Annotated in this window: 13 protein-coding genes; all 13 read right to left on the minus strand. The window is 50.0% G+C overall.

Annotation, left to right across the window (positions count from 1 at the left end; all coding sequences use genetic code 11):
• Position 1: 1 nt before the first annotated feature.
• A complete protein-coding gene (hisS, locus tag BN6465_RS12875; protein WP_066735908.1) occupies positions 2-1,267 on the minus strand; it encodes a histidine--tRNA ligase in 1,266 nt (421 codons plus the stop codon).
• Entirely contained in the window at positions 1,258-2,715 is a 1,458-nt protein-coding gene (gene hemZ / locus BN6465_RS12880) for a coproporphyrinogen dehydrogenase HemZ (RefSeq protein WP_066735909.1), read from the minus strand. Before hemZ ends, hisS begins: the two co-directional genes overlap by 10 nt.
• A 31-nt stretch (positions 2,716-2,746) precedes the next feature.
• On the minus strand, positions 2,747-3,370 hold the full coding sequence (locus BN6465_RS12885; protein ID WP_066735911.1) for an MBL fold metallo-hydrolase: 624 nt from the start codon (positions 3,368-3,370) through the stop codon (positions 2,747-2,749).
• 4 nt (positions 3,371-3,374) lie between these two features.
• On the minus strand, positions 3,375-5,690 hold the full coding sequence (locus BN6465_RS12890) for a RelA/SpoT family protein (protein ID WP_066735912.1): 2,316 nt from the start codon (positions 5,688-5,690) through the stop codon (positions 3,375-3,377).
• A 21-nt stretch (positions 5,691-5,711) separates the two neighbouring features.
• Positions 5,712-6,236 carry an adenine phosphoribosyltransferase gene (locus BN6465_RS12895; protein ID WP_066735913.1) on the minus strand — a complete coding sequence of 175 codons (525 nt, stop codon included), beginning with the start codon at positions 6,234-6,236 and terminating at the stop codon, positions 5,712-5,714.
• A 213-nt stretch (positions 6,237-6,449) separates the two neighbouring features.
• Entirely contained in the window at positions 6,450-8,210 is a 1,761-nt protein-coding gene (gene recJ / locus BN6465_RS12900; RefSeq protein ID WP_066735915.1) for a single-stranded-DNA-specific exonuclease RecJ, read from the minus strand.
• A 69-nt stretch (positions 8,211-8,279) separates the two neighbouring features.
• Positions 8,280-10,430, minus strand: a complete 2,151-nt coding sequence (locus tag BN6465_RS12905; protein WP_066735917.1) for a protein translocase subunit SecDF — start codon at positions 10,428-10,430, stop codon at positions 8,280-8,282.
• 3 nt (positions 10,431-10,433) lie between these two features.
• Positions 10,434-11,834, minus strand: coding sequence for a thioether cross-link-forming SCIFF peptide maturase (scfB, locus tag BN6465_RS12910; RefSeq protein ID WP_066735921.1), 1,401 nt, complete (start codon positions 11,832-11,834; stop codon positions 10,434-10,436).
• A 113-nt stretch (positions 11,835-11,947) separates the two neighbouring features.
• Positions 11,948-12,091: a six-cysteine ranthipeptide SCIFF gene (scfA, locus tag BN6465_RS12915; protein WP_066735923.1), complete on the minus strand. Its 144-nt coding sequence runs from the start codon at positions 12,089-12,091 to the stop codon at positions 11,948-11,950.
• A 100-nt stretch (positions 12,092-12,191) separates the two neighbouring features.
• The gene (locus tag BN6465_RS12920; protein ID WP_066735925.1) at positions 12,192-13,520 is read right to left on the minus strand and encodes an alanine/glycine:cation symporter family protein; all 1,329 of its coding nucleotides are present in this window, start codon (positions 13,518-13,520) and stop codon (positions 12,192-12,194) included.
• A gap of 32 nt (positions 13,521-13,552) precedes the next feature.
• Positions 13,553-13,924, minus strand: coding sequence for a TIGR04086 family membrane protein (locus BN6465_RS12925; RefSeq protein WP_066735927.1), 372 nt, complete (start codon positions 13,922-13,924; stop codon positions 13,553-13,555).
• A 125-nt stretch (positions 13,925-14,049) separates the two neighbouring features.
• Positions 14,050-15,864 (minus strand): ABC transporter ATP-binding protein, encoded by a 1,815-nt coding sequence (locus BN6465_RS12930; protein ID WP_066735929.1) that lies wholly within the window; start codon positions 15,862-15,864, stop codon positions 14,050-14,052.
• Positions 15,854-17,596 carry an ABC transporter ATP-binding protein gene (locus BN6465_RS12935; RefSeq protein WP_066735933.1) on the minus strand — a complete coding sequence of 581 codons (1,743 nt, stop codon included), beginning with the start codon at positions 17,594-17,596 and terminating at the stop codon, positions 15,854-15,856. The genes BN6465_RS12930 and BN6465_RS12935 overlap by 11 nt, the downstream gene beginning before the upstream one ends.
• Between the last annotated feature and the right edge of the window lie 145 nt (positions 17,597-17,741).

The raw sequence follows: 17,741 nt of genomic DNA on the forward strand, positions 1-17,741 counted from the left end.
CCTACAATTCTCCTACTGAATCTCTATAACAATCAACAATATCCAGATATCCGTCCGCATTCAGCTGCTCTTTCTGGAACTTCTTATTCTTCTTCATATTCGCAATCAGCACCTGCTTCCCTGCCTCACGATCCGCCTTTGCCATCGCCAGCACCTTCAGAATCCCTTCCTTGTGCATGTTCTTCTCCAGAAGATAGGCTTTTTTCTCCCGTCTTGTGGGCACTTCATAGCCATTTTCAAGAAGCAGCATGACAATACGCTCAAACCCGATGGAAAATCCACAGGCCGGTGTGTCCTGTCCCGTAAATTTGCCTATCATCTTATCATAGCGCCCGCCTCCTGCCACAGAGCCGCCGAATTCATCCATCACGACCTCAAAAATCGTACCGGTATAGTAAGACTGCCCACGCACAAGTGTGGGGTCGAATTTGACCTTGAACTCGGCCTCCTTCGCACTCTCCACGCTGGATATGATCATCTCCATGCTGTCCGCGATTTCCACGTCCAAATGGCCCGCAAGCTTCTCCTTACAGAAGCGGATGCCCTCCACATCCCCGGATATCTCGTCAAAGAGCCCGAGATACGTGTCCACGTTCTCCGCAGAATATCCCATCTCCTGAAGCTCCGCCTTCACGCCGTCTGCCCCGATTTTATCCATCTTGTCGAGGATGATAAATACCTCATCGTAGTCCTCTTCTTTAAATCCACTGTAGGAAGCCATCGCCTTCAAAATGTTCCGGTCATTGATGCACACCGTAAAATTATGAAAATCCAGCTTGCCGAGCATAGCCGTGGTCGCCAGAATCAGTTCGATTTCCGCAAGGTTGCCCGCTTCGCCGAGAATATCGATATCACACTGCATAAACTGGCGGAAACGCCCTCGCTGCGGTCTGTCCGCACGCCACACATTGCCAATCTGCATGGCCTTAAAAGGAGACGGAAGCTCATTTGCATGGTTCGCATAATATCTGGCAAGCGGCACCGTAAGGTCATAGCGAAGCCCGCCGTCAACCAAATCCAGCTCCTCCTTGGCCGTATCGATTTTCAGCTTCTCGCCACGCTTCAAAATCTTAAATATCAACTTCTCATTGTCGCCCCCCTGCTTGCTGCACAGGTTCTCGATATGCTCCACGCATGGAGTCTCCATAGAGGAAAATCCGAATGTTTTATAAGTATCTTTGATCAGACCAATGACATAGTCCCTGATTTCCATCTCTGCCGGAAGCATGTCCTTCATCCCGGTCACCGGTTTCTTCTTTAACGCCATAACCATTCTCCTTTTCGTTCTATCATTTCATCGATGCGGGAAATATATTCCCCCACATCCTTGACATTCTCAATCCGTATCAAATTCGTCTTTCTGCCGTTCCTGCTGCCCGGCGCGTCGATTTCATAGGGAAGCACCACCTTGGTGGAAGCTCCCGCTCCCGCCGCCACGATGGACTGCCGCTCCTCCATAATAAGTATATTGTATATTCCGGCTTTGTCAACCTTTGCATAGCCAACATTTTCAAAATTTCCGGCAATATTTTTCTGACGGTACAGATAATAAGGCAAAAGCCCCATCTCCTGCGCGCATGCGGCTGCCATGTCGATCATCTGCTCCAGCTCTCGGGCCATCTGCGTGTAATTCAAGGACTCTGTACTTTCTCTGCGCTCTCTGGTGAGGCGTGAACCATGCTTCATGGCGAGCGCGTGCACCGTCAGGCTGTCGGGCGCAAGCTCCTGAATCTGCCGTAGCGTGTCCCGCATATCCTCCGGGTGCTCTCCGGGAAGCCCCGCAATCAAGTCCATATTAATATTGTCAAAGCCAAGCTCCCTTGCCATATGGAAAATGTCAATGATGTCTTGTACCGTGTGCCGTCTCCCGATAATGTCCAGCGTCCTCTGCTGCATCGTCTGCGGGTTGACCGATATTCTTCCTACTTTATGGCGTGCTATGACGGCCAGCTTCTCTCTGGTGATACTGTCCGGGCGGCCCGCCTCTATGGTAAATTCTTTCAAATCCGCGAAGGAAAACTTCTCCTCCAGACAACTCAAGACCCTGTCCATCTGAGGCGCAGTCAAGGTCGTGGGCGTACCGCCTCCCATATAAATGGTATTCAGCTTTTTCTGCCGTGAAACATCCGCGATAAATTCCAGTTCCTTTATCAGGGCATCCACGTATTCGTCCGTGCGCTTCTCCCATTTTGCAATCGGATAAGAAGTAAAAGAGCAGTAACTACATGTAGTCGGGCAAAACGGAATTCCGATATAGAGACTGTACCCGTCCTCGCAGTCCAGAAGCTCAAGCTGGGCCTTCTCCCGCCGTACAATCTCAATCCCAAGCTGAGCCTTCTTCTCACTGACCACATAAGTATCGTGCATGAAATCCACAATCTCCCGGTCGGAAAGCCCCTCTTCCAGTTTCTCCATAATCATCTTTGTAGGACGCACGCCGGTCATATTGCCCCAAGCATGGCTCTCCCCGGTAAGCTCCTCCAGCCAGCGGTATAATTTTTTATTGATATAGCGCTTCTCCTCCCGCTTATCCCCGATGTCCGCCGTCTCGCCCTTCTCCACGCAAAAACAAGAACCGCCCTCCATGTTTATCATAACCAGCGGTTCTTGTGTCGTTTCTACGGTCTGGCCGATCGGCTCGTCGGGGAAGAAGGATTTCACAATATGAAACATGTCATATGTGAAACGTTCATTCTTGCACCTGATTTCAATCATGTCCTTAACCTCTTCACTTCTTTCTCAACTTTTACACAAAAGGATTACTCACCTTTTCATTTCCAATCGTAGTCGCCCCCATATGTCCCGGATAGACGATCGTTTCATCCGGCAGCATGAAGAGCTTCTCTTTGATCGAGCGGATCAAAGCCGACATGCTGCTTGTAGCGAAATCCGTTCTTCCCACAGAACAGCAGAATAACGTGTCTCCACTGAAAAGTATTTGCTCGGATTCCACATAATAGCAGACTCCGCCCGCGGTATGTCCCGGTGTATGAATTACCTTGAAGTCATACCCTGCCACTGTAATCACATCGCCGTCATGAATCACATCGCCCTTCGGATAGCTGTAACCGGCTGTGTAAACGGTGGACTCGTTAAGCTGTGGTGTGTGCAGAAGCTCCAAATCCTGCTCCTCCACATATACCGGCATCTCCCCGAACCGCTCAATGATTCCGTCAATCCCCATAATATGGTCAAAATGGGCATGAGTCAGGAAAATAGCCTTCACCGTCAGCCCTTCCTCCACAATATGGCTGACCAGATAAGAAGGGGCGGCAGCAGGATCCACCAGAACTGCCTCCTTGGTCTCCTCATTCCACACCAGATAACAATTGGTGCTGATTATTCCTGTAACAAACTTCTCTACCTTCATCTCTTTACCCCACTGCTCGTTCTATATCTAACACGCCCTCAAGCTGGCGCAGCTTCTTGGTCACCTTCAGCAGGTCGTCCTTGTTTCCTACTATGAAGCCCGCCTCGATGGTGGCCGTGCCCTGCTTGTTTGTGCGTACATTCATTGACTTTACATCAAGATTCATCTCGGTAAATACTTTGGACATATCCATCAAAAGTCCCTGCCGGTCGTTGGCATACATCTTAATCTCCGCAAGATATCTTCCGCCCTCGTTCTCCGCCGGTTTTTCCCATTCTGCTGTAATCAGACGGGCACGCTCCGCCTCGGACAGATGAATGATATTCACACAGTCCGTGCGGTGGATGGACATTCCACGTCCTCTTGTGATAAATCCTACAATCTCATCCCCCGGCACCGGATTGCAGCATCTGGAGAAACGGACGGCCATATCATCGATTCCCTTGACGACAATGCCGCTCTTTGACTTGGTGATGTGAATCCGGTTCTTGGCAGCCTCCGCCACCTTCTCCAGCACACTCTCATCCGTCAGTTCCTTCTTATGATCCTTGCCGTACTCCTCGGCAAGCCGGTTGACGATCTGGCCCTCCTTCAGGCCGCCATGCCCAAGCGCAGCCAAAATAGACTCCCAGTCCCGGAATCCATACTTCTCCTGCACTACCTGCATATATTTCGGTTTCGTCAAGTCCGAGAGCACAAACCCCTTGGACTTACAGTAAGAGGCCAGCATTTCCTTGCCCCTTATGATATTTTCTTCCTTAAATTCTTTCTTGAACCACTGGTTGATTTTATTCTTTGCCTGTGTACTTTTTACGATATTCAGCCAGTCGCGGCTCGGCCCTTTCGAGTTCTGTGACGTGAGAATCTCAATACGGTCGCCGTTTTGAATCTTATAGTCGATGTTGACAAGCTTCCCGTTCACTCTGGCGCCGACCATCTTGTTACCGACAGCCGTGTGAATGGCGTAGGCAAAGTCGATAGGTGTGGAGCCGTTGGGCAGGTTCTTCACATCGCCGTTCGGTGTAAAGCAGTACACATCCTCGGCAAACAAATCCAAATCGCCTTTGAGCAGGTTCAAGAACTCCCGGTTGTCGGACATATCTCGCTGCCACTCCAGAATCTGGCGCAGCCAGCTTAACTTCTCCTCTTCTTTGGCCTCGACACTCTTCTTTCCGTCGTCGGTCTCTTTATACTTCCAATGGGCCGCAATTCCGTATTCTGCAGTCTTGTGCATCTCCTCCGTACGAATCTGAATCTCAAAGGGCTGCCCCACCGAACTCATCAGCGTCGTGTGGAGCGACTGGTACATATTCGGCTTTGGCATGGCGATGTAATCTTTAAAACGTCCCGGAACCGGTGTGTACATCTCATGAATCACCCCTAAAGCCGCATAGCAGTCCTTCACAGAATCTACAATTATACGCACCGCGAACAAATCGTATATCTGATCCACCGTTTTGTCCTGATTGACCATTTTCTTATAGATACTGAAAAAATGCTTCACCCGCCCATTGACCTCGGCATCGATGTTGGCATTTTTCATGTGTTGTGACACCTCGTTCACGATCTGCTGTACGAACTCTTCCCTCTCCGTCTGTCTGGCATTGATCTGCTTGACCAGATCGTAGAACACCTCCGGCTGAGAGTATTTGAGCGCCAGATCATCCAGCTCTGTCTTAATCTTTGATATACCAAGCCGTTGTGCGATGGGCGCGTAAATGTCCATCGTCTCTTTTGCTTTCTCTTTTTGCTTTTCCGGGCGCATGAACTGCAGCGTCCTCATATTGTGCAGGCGGTCCGCAAGTTTGATAATAATGACCCGGATATCCTTGGCCATGGCGAGGAACATTTTCCTCAAATTCTCGGCCTGTACCTCCAGCTTATCGGATGAGTAGGACAGCTGCCCCAGCTTGGTGACGCCGTCTACCAAAAGTGCGACCTCATCCCCGAACTCTTTGCGGATTTCTTCGTCGGTCATGATAGTGTCTTCTACTGCATCATGAAGCATCCCCGCAACAATTGTTTCTTTATCCATCTCAAGCTGTGCCAGAATAATGCTGACCCAGAGCGGATGTATGATATAGTCTTCACCGGATTTTCTCTTTTGCCCCTCATGCGCCGCTTTCGCAGTGCGGTATGCCTTCTCTATCATGGACACGTCCGCGGACGGATGATACTTGCGGACACGTTCAATCAAGCTGTTGTACAATTCATCCGGGTTCTGATAATCTGCAGGTGCCTTTACGGCATGGCCATCCACCAACTCCAGATGATTATTTGCCGCATCAAAATTTGCTTCTTGTACCGTCACATCTGCCATATCTTCCCCCTCCTTTTCCTTTTAATTCCCGGGATACTGAATAATGGATTCCACTTCGTATCCTTCTAATTTCTGTCTGCCGTTCAATCCCATGAGTTCCATGAGAAATACACATTTTACGACCGTACCGCCGAGACCTTCTATCAACTTGATAATTGCCTCAATCGTACCTCCGGTCGCCATAAGGTCATCCACGATAACCACACGGTCCCCCGGCTTGATGGAACGTTTATGAATCTCGATCTCCGCCACTCCGTACTCCAGCTCATAAGTCATAGAAGCCGTCTCACAGGGCAGTTTTCCTTTCTTTCTGACCGGCACAAACGCTTTGTTCAGATTATAAGCAACCGGCATGCCAAAGATGAACCCTCTAGATTCCGGCCCGATTACAATATCAAAATCAATATCCTCTATTTTTTCCTGCAGCTGGTCAATCGCCATATGCAGCGCTTTTGCGTCCTCCAATATACTCGTAACATCCCGGAATATAATTCCTTCCTCCGGAAAATCCGGTATGCTGACAACATAATCCTCTAACTTTTTCATTTGCCGTCCCACCTTTTAAATTTAATCGCCCTAATTGCACGCATGTGCAATTATTATACCACCTACGCAGGAAAGGAAGCGGCACATGTGACATTTCCTTTTCAAGTAGTGGCTTGCCGGTATAATATGCCGCTTTGCGGCATAAAGGCAATGCAATTGCCTTAATTGCACGCATGTGCAATTATTATACCATAAATTTCGAATTTTTCAAATTTATTTGTAATTTTGCACTACAATCTGTGGTGTGCGGATTCCTTGATATTCGTTGATATCTGGGTAATAGGTGAAGGACATATAGATGTCCTGTCCTCTCCCCGCCAGTAGGTTTCTCTGTGCCCGCTCTCCAAAAGCCGTCTCGATGTAGGCAAGAAAGTCTTCCACATTTCCGAAATAAATGGCGTCTATCTCTGTGCCTCCTGTGTCTTTGACTCTCATTTTCAGGACGTTCCTGTTCTTCCCAAGTACGCGGGCGCTTTTCACTTCGACCTTGCGCTCTGCAAATACGGGCTTGGGATTGGCCTTCCCGTAGGGTTCCAGCACGCCCAATTCTTTCACAAATCCCTCCGTCACGTTGCAAAATGGGAGCTGCATATCAATGGATACTTTTTCAACCAAATCTTCCTCCGTGATTCCGGACGTGTCGTTGATTGCTTTCCTGAATTCTGCCAGATTCTCCTCCGGGAGGGAAAGTCCCGCCGCCATCTTATGTCCCCCGAACTTGCTCAGGAGATTCCGGCAGCGGTTCAGCCCTTCGTACATATGCCAGCTTTCAATGGAGCGGCCGGAACCTTTCAGCCCCTCCGCCGCTTTGGTGAGCACGAATACGGGCTTATAATATTTCTCCCTCACCCGTCCTGCCACAATTCCTGCCAGACTTTCATGACAGTTGGGGAGATAAATGACCAAGACCCGGTCGTGGTAAATGGGTGTAGTCTCTACCTGTGAAAAGGCTTCCTCCACCGCGGCCGCAGTCATGTCCTTCCTGCTGTCATTCAGTGCCTTCAAGTCTCCCGCCAGCACATCGGCCTCCCTGCTGTTATCCGCCTCCAAAAGCTCCAGCGCCCGCTTGGCGGTATCCAGTCTGCCGCTGGCATTCATGCAGGGCCCAAGGACGAATCCGATATGGTAGGCAGACAATCGTTCTACATCCACCCCTGTACACGCAATCAATGCTTTCAGCCCCTTATTTTGTGTCCGTTTCAGCATTTCCAGTCCCTGCTTCACAAATATCCTGTTTTCATCCACCAGATCCATCACATCGCCCACGGTGGCAATGGCTACATTTTCCATCAAATAATCAATATCGTCCACATCGGCTCCCATGGCTTCGCATAGCGCTTCCGTCAGCTTGTAAGCCACAGCCGCCCCGCAGAGCCCCTTGAACGGATAAGGGCAGTCCTCCCTTTTGGGGTCCACCACCGCGTCTGCGGGGGGCAGCAGGTACCGACGCCCTTCCTCTGTATCCTCATAGGGGACTTCATGGTGGTCGGTCACAATGACGGTCATCCCAAGGCTCTTTGCATAGTCGATTTCTTCTGACGCGGCAATCCCGTTGTCGCAGGTCACAATCGTGTCCACGTCCGCGTCCAGTGCACGCTCTATCAGGTGCCGGTTCAGCCCGTACCCATCCTTCATCCGGTCGGGAATGTCACTGTCCACATCGGCTTTCAAATAAGCAAGCCCCTTCATCAGTATGTAAGTGGATTGAATCCCGTCGATGTCATAATCTCCGATAATCCGTATCTTACTGCCGTCCTTGATTTTTTCCATCAACACGGCCACGGCCTTGTCCATATCCTTCATCAACATACCGTCGTACAGATCCGCTATCGTACCGTTCAGATAACGGTCAATAGCCTCGTCGCCGATAATTTCCCGGTTCCGTATCAGCGACGCGATCCGTGGGCTGATGTGGAACTTTTCGCTGATTGCCTGAAAGTCGGCTCCTTTTCTTAATAGTACCCAGCTTTCCATATTTTCTCCTAGCTTTTGTCCAAAAAAGGTGCCGGAAGAATTCCCCCAACACCTTTCTGTATTTACTGTTTATTTTTCCTTTTTCATGAACTTCGTCCGCATCACATACCACAGAGCGCCTGTCACACATACGGAAGAGTAAGCGCCGCACACGATACCTACCATCAGCGGGCTCGCAAATTCTTTGATGGAGCTTACTCCCATAACGAAGAGTACCGCGACCATGACAAATGTAGTCAGTGAAGTGTAGATACTTCTTGTCAGTGTGTAAGTAATACTCCTGTTCACCACATCTGCAAGTTCGTCATTTCTCTTGCGGCCTTTCATCTCCTCGCGGATACGGTCGAAGATAACAATGGTCGCGTTGATAGAGTAACCTACGATAGTCAGCATACATGCGATAAACGTATTTCCTACGGTTACTCTTGCCACTGCGTAGAACATCAGGACAACGAGTACATCATGTACCAGCGCAAGCACGGCGCTCGTCGCAAAGCGTACATCTTTGAATCGGAACCAGATGTAAAGCAGCATACAGATGGTTGCAATGAGAACCGCCACAATGGCGTCCTGACGCATTTCTGAGCTGACCGTAGAACTGATATTTTCAGCGGTGATTTTGGCCGCATCCACGCCGAACTTATCTGCCAGCGCCTGATTCAGTGCCTCACGCTCATCCAAGTCAAGTGTCTGTGTCTTGATGATTACCTGATTGGTGTCTTTGACTTTCTGGGTCTGAACATTCTTATCCCCGGTCACTTCCTCTACTACCGGCACGATTTCTGAATCTATCTCTTTGATGCTGTAGTCTTTATCAAACGTTACGTTCGTAGAAGTACCGCCCTTAAATTCCAGACTGTAGTTGAGCGCGCCGTTCCCCTTGGAGGACTGGATGCCCATCGCCACAAATCCCACGCAGATTACTGCGATTGAGACAGCAAAGAAAACCGCCTTCTTGCCGAGGAAATTGATTGGCTTTCTCGCTTCTTTCTTCTTTGCGTAGAACTTCACGTCCCGGATTCCTACCGCATAGAATGCGTACACAATCATCCTTGTGATAACAAGGGCTGTGAACATAGACACAACAATACCGAGGGCCAATGTCTGTGCAAAGCCTTTTACACTTCCTGAGCCTTTTAGCCCCAGAACGATGGCGGCAATCAAGGTTGTTACATTCCCGTCCACAATGGCGGACATGGCTTTGTGGAAACCGTTCCTGAGCGCAGACTTCACGCTGATACCAGCCGTGACTTCCTCACGCACACGGGCAAAAATAATGACATTTGCATCCACGGCCATACCGATGGACAAGATAATACCGGCGATACCCGGAAGTGTAAGCGTGATATCAAACGCATTCAGCAGGAGCAGAACCAGTCCTGTATAAATCAAAAGCGCAAGGCTGGCCGCGAATCCTGGAAGCAGGTATACCACGCACATGAAGATAAATACGATGGCAAGTCCGATTGCCCCGGCTTTTAAGCTGGTGCTGATTGCTTCCTCACCAAGCTGGGCGCCTACCACATTGGAGCGCAGCTCTTCCAGCTCGAGCTGCAGGCCGCCGATTCGGATAGTGGAAGCCAGAGTCTCCGCCTCTTCATAGGAAGCCATGCCTGTGATGACCGCTTCTCCTGCGGTGATTGCTTCATTTACCCTCGGGGAGCTTATCGTCTCTCCGTCGTAGATGATGGCAATCTGTTTTCCTACATTCGCTTCTGTTGCCTCCGCGAACTTTTGTGCCCCTTCTTTTGTAAGTGTCAGGGCAACCACATATTGGTTATTTTTTGTCGTCTTATCCTGCTGAGTTCTGGCCTCCGCAGTCTCTACGTCCGTACCCGAGAGCACTGTCTCTCCCTCTGAGTCCTGAAATACGAGGGAACCTGGCTTTCCTAGCTCCTCCAGTACTTTATTGGCGTCTGAAACACCCGGAATCTCGATACTGATACGGTCGTCACCTTCCTGATAGACCGTGGCCTCCGTACTGTACTGTTCCACACGCTTCTGCAGCTTGTAGATGGTGTCTGCCATCTGCTCTTTTGTCGGGTTCTTATCCTTTGCCTGATACGTGATACTGACACCACCGGCGAGGTCAAGGCCGAGCTTAATGTTTTCTACAGCGCCTGCTTGTGAAGCGCCGAATCCTTTCCAGCTTGTGAAGCCCAGCAGCCCGATGAGCACTGCCGTCAGAATGAGGCTTGCGATGCCTTTATTCTTTTTCATGTCCTACTTCCTTTCTTCTGCCAATGCAGCCTTTATCATAATTGCGCATTCCACGCGTTTGCGTTCCATCTCACACCCGATATCATAAGCATCCTGAAGCCCGCCCGCATATTTGTAGGCGTTGGCCATACAGCCTCCGCTGCAGTAAAATCTTGCAAAACAGTTTTTACACTTTTCTTTTGTGTATACATTGCAGCAGCGGAACTCGTCTGCAATCTCGGGTCTGGTAATCCCTTGTTCCACATTTCCCATCAGGAAATCTTCATCGCCCACGAACTGGTGGCACGGGTAGAAGTCTCCCCACGGTGTCACGGCCAGATATTCGGTACCGGAGCCGCAGCCGGAGAGGCGTTTAGAAAGGCACGGCCCGCCCTCCAAGTCAATCATAAAGTGGAAGAAATTAAATCCTTCTCCCTTGTTCTCTTTTTCAATAATATATTGCGCAAGCTTGTCGTACTCCTCGAAAATCTGCGGCAGGTCGCTCTCCCGGATTGCATAGGGATCCGTCTCGTCTCCCACCACAGGCTCGATGGACATCTGTTTGAATCCTAAGTCTGCAAAATGCTTGACATCCTCGGAGAAGTCGAGGTTGTTTCTGGTGAAAGTCCCTCTGATGTAGTAACGCTCCTGATTTCTGGAGTCCGCCAGTTTCTGGAACTTTGGCACAATCAAGTCATAGCTTCCCTTTCCGTTTCGGAAGGGGCGCATATTGTCGTTGACCTCTTTTCTCCCGTCAAGGCTGATTACCACATTATCCATCTCTTGATTGATAAAATCCTGAATCTCATCATTGAGAAGGACGCCGTTGGTCGTCACGGTGAAGCGGAAATGCTTGTCGTGAAGCTTCTCCTGCTCTCTTCCGTAGGCCACCAAGTCTTTCACTACCTGCCAGTTCATAAGAGGTTCTCCGCCAAAGAAATCTACTTCCAGATTCCTTCTGGTACCGGAGTTCGCAATCAGGAAGTCTAAAGCCTTTTTCCCTACTTCATAGCTCATGAGGGCCCGCCTTCCATGGTATTCTCCCTCTTCCGCGAAACAATACTTGCATGCAAGGTTGCAGTCGTGTGCGATGTGCAGGCACAGGGCCTTGACCACGGTCTTTCTCTTAATCACTTCACCGATATACGGCTCGTATGTATCTGGCACGAACAACTGACCAGCCTCGGTCAGTTCTGTTATATCTTCCAATGCTTCCTTTAATTCTTCTTCCGGATACTTTTCGCCCAGCGTTTCCTTTATCAGGCCCCAGACAGCTTCTGATTTCAGGCTCTCTGCCGTCTGTTCTTCATTCTGTCCTCGAAGTATGGCTATCACGTCATAGCAAAGCTCGTCCACGACATGGACGCAGCCGCTGTTGACATCCAGCACAATCCGGTATCCGTTGTTTTGGTACTGATGGATCACAACCGGTACCCCTTTCTATTTTTACTTGTTGTTTTTAAACATCAATAGACAGCGGCCATTAGCCGCTGCCTGTTTTTCTCATATCCGGCGGCTGCCACCGCCTTATATTCGAGCTATTTGCTCTGTTCGCATGTCTGGTTTCCTACTGTGCAGGATGTTTTACATGCAGACTGGCAGGATGTCTGGCATTCTCCGCATCCGCCCTTTTTGATTGTATTGTTCAATGTCTGTGTATTCAATGTTTTGATATGTTTCATTGCAATATCCTCCTTTTACTCGTATGTGCTATAGTATATCACATGAATCTGGAGGTAGTCAACGTTTACCTTGCATGAGGAATGATAAAATTGTCTTCTATTATCTCCTTTTCCTCACTACCGGTATCGGCGTCGGGTCTTTTCTGTCCAGATTATGTATATACTTTTCTGTTTCCTTTACAATCACCGGCGATAAAAGCAGTACCGCAATCAGGTTGGGTATGGCCATCAGTGCATTTAAGGTATCCGCGGCCAGCCATACTATATTCAGGGAAACCACCGGGGCTATTCCTGCAACGGCAACATACAAGATGCGGTATGGGGTCAGCGCCCTTCTCCCGGCAACATATTCGACGCACCTCTCCCCGTAATAGGCCCAGCCTAATATCGTTGAGTACGCAAAGGAAATGATGCCTACTACGAGAATCGTAGTCCCGATGACTGGAATCTGTTTGAAAGCCAATGTGGTCAGCACTCCCCCATTGATAATCCTGCGCCCATCGATGGCAGGGTTTTTCATAATAGTGGACACAAGCACCAGCCCGGTCATAAGGCTTATCACAACCGTATCCCAAAAAGTCCCGGTGGCTGAAACCAGCGCCTGACGGACCGGGTTGCTGGTCTGTGCCGCCGCTGCCGCGATGGGAGCCGAGCCCATCCCTGATTCGTTGGAAAACAGCCCTCTCGCAATGCCATAGCGCATGGCAAGCATCACCCCGCCGCCGGTAAGGCCGCCCGCCGCTGCTCCGGGTGCGAATGCAAGCCGTATAATAGTAAGAATTGCCGGTATCAAAAAATCACGGTTCATATATAAGATGTAAATACACCCAAATATGTAAAACGCCGCCATGAGTGGCACCAGCTTTTCACAAACTTTGGCAATCGTTTTGATTCCGCCGAAAATGACCAGCGCCGTGCATGCCGCTGTCACGATTCCAATCAGCTCCGGGGGAGTCCCCATATTTTTTTCACAGACTGTGGCAATCGCATTGACCTGCGCCGCACATCCGATACCGAACGACGCGAAGGCGGCGAACAGCGCAAACAGCATGCCGAGCCATTTCATATGCAGTCCCCGTTCCAGCGCATACATTGCCCCGCCCTGCATATGGCCGTCCTCTGCCCTTACTCTGTATTTTACCGCAATCAATGCCTCCCCGTACTTCGTAGCGATGCCAAACACACCGGTCAGCCAGCACCAGAACACAGCGCCCGGCCCGCCCAAGGCAACCGCTGTCCCCACACCGATAATATTTCCTGTCCCTATGGTAGAGGCCAGCGCCGTAGTCAAAGCGCCAAATTGGCTCACTTCCCCTTCCGCGTCCGGATCCTTGGCCACCGACAGCCGTATTCCCGTAAATATCTTCCGCTGAATAAACCCGGTGCGCACTGTGAGATACAGGTGGGTGCCCAAAAGAAGGGCTATCATCGGCCAACCCCAGAGAGCCTCATTTAACGCTTTTATGAAAGCATACCTCCCAGCATGCCGCCCGCCCCGCACAGGACGCAGGAGATTATCATATTAGTACCACCCTGCACGGTCCGATAGACCCCAATAGATATGAGAAGCAGAAGCACAAAATACAATACGCCTAATATCAATCCCCACAGGAACCGTCTGACCCTCACCAGCTTTCCGATGATAAAACCACCTGCCAACGTCGACAGAACATACACCGCCATGATTCCAATCTGCACCTTCTGCTCATCCAAATCAAATTTATACAACAGCAAAGTGACCAGCAGCAGCAATAATGTAGTAACTATGTAGGATGCCAGCAAAGATTTGAGCATCCAGACCATTTTAAATTCCTTCTGCGCCTTTTTTTCCATACACCATCCCTCCTTGTCTAAGACAGTGTATGCTGGCATAGCCCAAAATATTCCAAAGGGAGACTCCAAAGGGGACAGGTCCCAACGCGTTGGGACCCGTCCCCTTCTACAATTTAAAGAATTATCTAACAACAGGCCGAATTGTCGACGGGGACAATCCCCGATGCGTTGGGACCTGTCCCCAACGCGAATTGGCTTTGGTATAGTTCTGCGTAAAATCCGTTTTTAGCCAGCAGGCTTTCGTGATTTCCTTTTTCGATGATTTTTCCGTCTTTCATGACAAGTATCACATCGGCCTCCCGGATTGTGGAGAGTCTGTGTGCTACAATAAAGCTGGTGCGTCCTTCCATCAGTCTGGCAAATGCGTTCTGTATCTTCACCTCGGTTCTGGTATCTATGGAGGATGTGGCCTCGTCCAGAATCAGCATGGGCGGCCGGCAGAGCATAACACGGGTTATGCACAGGAGCTGCTTTTGTCCTTGAGAGAGACTTCCGCCGTCCTCGGTAATCCAAGTGTCGTATCCTTTCGGCAGCCGCTTAATAAAGCTGTGCGCGTGGGAGGCCTTTGCCGCCTCCACAATCTCCTCCGCTGAAGCGTCCGGCTTTCCCATGATAATGTTATCCCGGATAGTCCCGGTTTTGAGCCAAGTTTCTTGGAGTACCATTCCAAAACCGGCGCGCAGGCTTTGTCTAGTCATATCCCGGATATCGGTACCGTCCACCTCAATCCGTCCGCCGGTCACATCGTAAAACCGCATCAGCAGATTAATCAAAGTCGTCTTTCCACACCCGGTGGGGCCTACGACCGCAATCCGCTGCCCCGGCTTCACATTTAAGTTCAGATGCTCTATCAATCTCTGCTCCTTGAGATAAGAAAATGACACGTCGGTCAAATCCACATGCCCCTTAATATCCGTCAAATGCAACGCATTTTCCGTCTCTGGCACCTGCGGCTCTTCCTCGATTAAATCAAAAATCCTCTGCGCACAGGCAATGGCATTTTGAAGCTCCGTCACAACTCCTGATATCTCATTGAAAGGCTTCGTATACTGGTTGGCGTAACTCAGAAAGCAAGACAGCTGACCTACCGTCAACGAACCATTCACCACCGCGAACGCCCCCGTAATGCCGACCCCTGTATAGACAAGGCTGTTGACGAACCGTGTGGCAGGATTGGTGATGGACGAGAAAAATATGGCCTTCAATGAACAGTCCTGAAGCCGCCCGTTGATCTCGTCAAACCGCTCCAGCGTCTCATTCTCCTGCCCGAAAGCCTGAACCACCTTCTGATTGCCGATCATCTCATCAATCAGCCCGGTCTGCTCCCCCCTCGTCTCCGACTGGAGCTTGAACATCGTAAATGTCCGTTTTGCTATAAAATTAGCCACCACAAAGGACACGGGCGTAATCAGTACCACTACAAACGTAATCTTTACATTGACCGACAACATAAATCCTAAAGTCCCGACAATCGTTGCCACCCCCGTAAATAACTGTGTAAATCCCATCAATAGCCCGTCTGCAAACTGATCCACATCCGCGATTACACGGCTGACCACCTCCCCGTAAGGGTGGCTGTCAATATACTTGAGCGGCAGAATCTCTATCTTGCGGAACGCTTCATTCCGTATATCCCGCACGACTTGATAAGTCATCTTATTGTTGCATACATTCATGATCCATTGGGCCAGAGCCGTTATCAGCGTACAAATCCCAATCTGAAGCATGATTTTAAATACACCCGGGAAGCTCACCAGCCCCTCCGCCACAATATAATCCACCGCTTTTCCCGTAAGCTTTGGCACATAAAGCGTAAGAGCCACGGTCACTGCCGCCAGCAGCATAGAAAATACAAGGAATATCCGGTATTTCCCAAGGTAACGGAACACCTTTTTCACCGCCGCAATCTGGCTTTCCTGTCTCATCTTCTTATCTTCCATCTGCACCCGCCTCCTTTGGAAACTGTGAATAATATATTTCCTGATATGTGGGGCAGGATTCCAAAAGCTCCTGATGCGTCCCGATACCGGCCATCACCCCGTCGTCCAGCACGACAATCTTATCCGCGTACTGGATAGAAGCCGCCCGCTGCGATACAATAAAGACCGTAGGACTGTCTTCCATCTCCTGTATTGCCCTTCTCAGTCTCGCATCCGTGGCAAAATCAAGAGCGGAGGCACTGTCGTCCAATATCAAAATTTCCGGCTTTCTCACCAAAGCTCTGGCTATAGTAAGCCGCTGCTTCTGTCCGCCCGACAGGTTCCGTCCTCCCTGTTCAACTTTAAACGCCAGTCCCCCCTCCTTCGTATCCACGAATTCCTTGGCCTGCGACACCACAAGCGCCTCTAAAAGCTCCGCCTCCGTCGCATCGCCCTTGCCCCAGCGCAGGTTTTCCGCAATTGTCCCCTTAAATAAAACCGCTTTCTGCATCACGACACCGATTTTGTCACGCAGAACTTCCAGTTTATAATCCTTCACATCTCTTCCGTCAACCAAAATCCGCCCCTTGGTGGCATCATAAAAACGAGGAATGAGATTCACCAGCGAAGACTTTCCAGAGCCGGTGCCGCCGATAATGCCGATAGTCTCTCCCCGCAGGGCTCGGAAACTAATATCACTCAGCGACTCTGCCCCCGCCTCCTTATATGTCAGAGATACATGCTCGAACACCACCGCCTCACGTTCCTCGGCCGCCACGTCCCCCGCTTCAAGCAATCCGTCCTCCATCTCCGAATGCATCTCAAACACATTCTGAATCCGGTTGCCGCAGGCGATAGCCTTCGTCACCGTAATAATCAAGTTTGCCAGCTTCACCAGCTCCACCAGTATCTGCGACATGTAATTAATCAAGGCAACCACCTGCCCCTGCGTCAACACCCCGGAATCCACCCGGAGCGCCCCCACATATATGAGCACGATAATGCCCCCGTTCACAAGAATATACGTCAAAGGATTCATAAGCCCGGAAATTCTTCCTACAAACTTCTGCGCGTCGGTAAGCGTCTGGTTACACTCCTCAAACCGCTCCCTCTCCTCTTCCTCCTTATTGAACGCCCTCACGACTCTGGAGCCGGATAGATTCTCTCTCGTCACCAAAAGCACCTTATCCAAATTTGCCTGCACCTTCCGGTAAAGCGGCATACTGATGAGCATCACGCCGAACACCACGATTGACAACAGCGGTATCGTAACCACAAACACGAGCGCCGCCTTCACGTCCACCGTAAATGCCATAATCATGGCGCCGAACACGATAAACGGTGAGCGCAGAAATAGTCTCAGGACAAGATTCACCCCGGACTGCACCTGATTCACGTCACTGGTCATCCGGGTAATCAATGTGGAATTCCCAACCCTGTCCATTTCCGTAAATGAAAGGTTCTGAATATGTTCAAACAGCGAATGCCTCAACGCGGCAGAAAATCCAGTGGCCGCCTTGGCTGCAAAGTACTGCGCCGTTATCGAACAGGCCAAGCCCACAATTCCAAGCGTCACAAGCACCAGACACATCCTCACAATGTAAGGCCTGTCCTGCCCCGCTATTCCCTTGTCAATTACAGCCGCCATAACAAGCGGTACGAGCAGCTCAAACGACGCCTCCAAAAGCTTGAACAGCGGCGCCAAAATCGTCTCCCTTTTATATCCTTTCAAGTAAATTAATAGTTTTTTCATATAGTCTTACTTTCCCTCCCAGCCTCATAAAGTCCCGGCAATACGTTTATATAATACCTTATATGGAGAAAAAAAGGTATATTTTTACAACCATTTTTTTAATTTATGTAAAAAGCTGCCGGTTCCGCCCAAACGGCAAAAACCG

Source organism: Bariatricus massiliensis, assembly GCF_900086725.1.
GTDB classification, from domain to species: domain Bacteria; phylum Bacillota; class Clostridia; order Lachnospirales; family Lachnospiraceae; genus Allocoprococcus; species Allocoprococcus massiliensis.

What these genes read in the sequence shown, in the direction of transcription:
- BN6465_RS12905 (WP_066735917.1), bottom strand. Translation starts at nt 10,430, where the DNA reads ATGAAAAAGAATAAAGGCATCGCAAGCCTCATTCTGACGGCAGTGCTC.
- scfA (WP_066735923.1), bottom strand. Translation starts at nt 12,091, where the DNA reads ATGAAACATATCAAAACATTGAATACACAGACATTGAACAATACAATC.
- recJ (WP_066735915.1), bottom strand. Translation starts at nt 8,210, where the DNA reads ATGGAAAGCTGGGTACTATTAAGAAAAGGAGCCGACTTTCAGGCAATC.
- BN6465_RS12895 (WP_066735913.1), bottom strand. Translation starts at nt 6,236, where the DNA reads ATGAAAAAGTTAGAGGATTATGTTGTCAGCATACCGGATTTTCCGGAG.
- BN6465_RS12920 (WP_066735925.1), bottom strand. Translation starts at nt 13,520, where the DNA reads ATGATAGCCCTTCTTTTGGGCACCCACCTGTATCTCACAGTGCGCACC.
- hisS (WP_066735908.1), bottom strand. Translation starts at nt 1,267, where the DNA reads ATGGCGTTAAAGAAGAAACCGGTGACCGGGATGAAGGACATGCTTCCG.
- BN6465_RS12935 (WP_066735933.1), bottom strand. Translation starts at nt 17,596, where the DNA reads ATGAAAAAACTATTAATTTACTTGAAAGGATATAAAAGGGAGACGATT.
- BN6465_RS12890 (WP_066735912.1), bottom strand. Translation starts at nt 5,690, where the DNA reads ATGGCAGATGTGACGGTACAAGAAGCAAATTTTGATGCGGCAAATAAT.
- BN6465_RS12925 (WP_066735927.1), bottom strand. Translation starts at nt 13,924, where the DNA reads ATGGAAAAAAAGGCGCAGAAGGAATTTAAAATGGTCTGGATGCTCAAA.
- hemZ (WP_066735909.1), bottom strand. Translation starts at nt 2,715, where the DNA reads ATGATTGAAATCAGGTGCAAGAATGAACGTTTCACATATGACATGTTT.
- BN6465_RS12885 (WP_066735911.1), bottom strand. Translation starts at nt 3,370, where the DNA reads ATGAAGGTAGAGAAGTTTGTTACAGGAATAATCAGCACCAATTGTTAT.
- BN6465_RS12930 (WP_066735929.1), bottom strand. Translation starts at nt 15,864, where the DNA reads ATGGAAGATAAGAAGATGAGACAGGAAAGCCAGATTGCGGCGGTGAAA.